Here is a 1,117-nt window from a genome sequence, read left to right as displayed (position 1 = left end):
AACTGTTTTTTCATAAGTTTTACAAAATATCGAATACGATTTCTCAAATACTGTAAGGTTGGATGATTATATCGCCATAGCTCCTTTTGTAGAGCAGACCAAAGTTTAGGGTTTTTGAAGCTTTCTTTAGACAGATATTCCTTTAACCAATTCAAGAAAATCCGACGAGCCGTATATTCTTGTTTTGTGTCTTGGGAGGTATAACAAATAGAATCTTTATGCTGACGATACTTTTCCCGACATCCACTTTCCACAAACACAGGGGTGTTCAGGAATATTTTCGCTAAAAAGACTTGATCTTCATAAAGACCTCGGAATGTCTCTTCAAAGCCACCGACCTCTTCGACAATCTGCCGTTTTACCATAAAGTTAGAGGGACAGGGAACAGCGCCTCCACCTTGTATCAAGAATTTAATTAGGGTTGGTGGCTGAATCAGAGTATTGAGTTGAACTCCCAATTCTGGCATGTAGTCCCGCTGACTGTCTTCAGGATGGCCAGTCCAGCTGTGCCAATACAAAGTATTTCCATAGACCATAGCAGCCTCTGGATGAGAGTCCAAAATTGCTATCTGTTTTTGCAGTTTCTGAGGTAGCCAGATATCATCAGCATCTAGCAAAGCAATGTACTTACCCTTAGCATTACCAATACCCAAATTACGGGAGGCACTCATGCCGCGATTTTCGTGATCTTGGTGTTCTAGATAACGTACCTTGTCAGGATATTTTTCCACATACCGTTGGGCAATGGCAGTACTGTTATCGGTGGAGCCGTCGTCTACCAGCAGCAATTCCCAATGGTCATAGGTTTGCGCAATTACACTGTCTATTGCTTCCTCAATGAACTTTTCAGCATTTAAGAAAATCGTAATTACAGAAACTAATGGTTTGCTATTCATCTCATTTATTTATACAAAAGTTATCTAGCAAAGGGAACAGGGAACAGGGAATCGGGAATCGGGTATCGGGAATCGGGAATCGGGAATCGGGAATCGGTAATCGGGAATCGGGAATCGGGAACAAATATTTTCTCAATTTATTTATGATTGTTATCGATTAAATCTAAGAGAGATCGGGAAGAGCACAACTCTTAACTCCAGTCACATCTAGCCGTCCAGCT

At 41.2% G+C, this 1,117-nt stretch carries 2 protein-coding genes; both read right to left on the bottom strand.

The features are described 5' to 3' along the window. Window positions 1-896: glycosyltransferase family A protein (locus F6K53_RS44615; protein WP_293087437.1), on the bottom strand; the 896-nt coding region annotated here is incomplete at its 3' end. Window position 897: 1 nt separating this feature from the next. After that, window positions 898-1,032, bottom strand: coding sequence for a hypothetical protein (locus F6K53_RS44610; protein ID WP_293087434.1), 135 nt, complete (start codon window positions 1,030-1,032; stop codon window positions 898-900). Window positions 1,033-1,117 lie beyond the last annotated feature (85 nt).

The sequence above is a fragment of the Moorena sp. SIO4A1 genome (assembly GCF_010672065.1).
GTDB lineage: Bacteria > Cyanobacteriota > Cyanobacteriia > Cyanobacteriales > Coleofasciculaceae > Moorena.
The sequence above is the reverse complement of the archived record's forward strand: the minus strand, read 5'-3'. Positions and strand labels throughout refer to the sequence as shown.